The sequence below is a fragment of the Plebeiibacterium sediminum genome, from assembly GCF_026013605.1.
In the GTDB taxonomy this organism is placed as follows: domain Bacteria; phylum Bacteroidota; class Bacteroidia; order Bacteroidales; family Marinilabiliaceae; genus Saccharicrinis; species Saccharicrinis sediminus.
On record NZ_JAPDPJ010000373.1, the window covers coordinates 1 to 363 of the forward strand.

General features: G+C 41.6%; 1 protein-coding gene. It reads left to right on the forward strand.

Translation table 11 applies throughout. The annotated features are described in order from the left end of the window. Positions 1-363, forward strand: a 363-nt coding sequence (locus OM075_RS25835; RefSeq protein ID WP_301193417.1) for a hypothetical protein, incomplete at both ends; no start/stop codon positions are given.

Consider the following 363-nt stretch of genomic DNA (forward strand, 5'->3'; position numbering starts at 1 on the left):
GATATCCTTACTTCCGGCAATGTAGCTGATTATACTTTTGTTTGGACAGGCGCATTGGCCATTCCAGTCGATGGTGGAACTCCAGAGGAAACCACATTCAGAGCTGTTGTGACTGATAATACAACAGGTTGCACCAGTGAAACAGAGGTAGTAATTACCGTTAATCCAGATCCTGCATTACAAGCCACATCTGCATCTTACTGTGCAGATGAAGCAGTAGGTTTTGATATCAATAACTTTAATGATGATATCCTTACTTCAGGAAATATAGATGATTATACTTTCGTTTGGACAGGCGCATTGGCCATTCCAGCCGATGGAGGTTTACCAGTCTCAAATACATTTAGTGCTGTGGTAACTGAT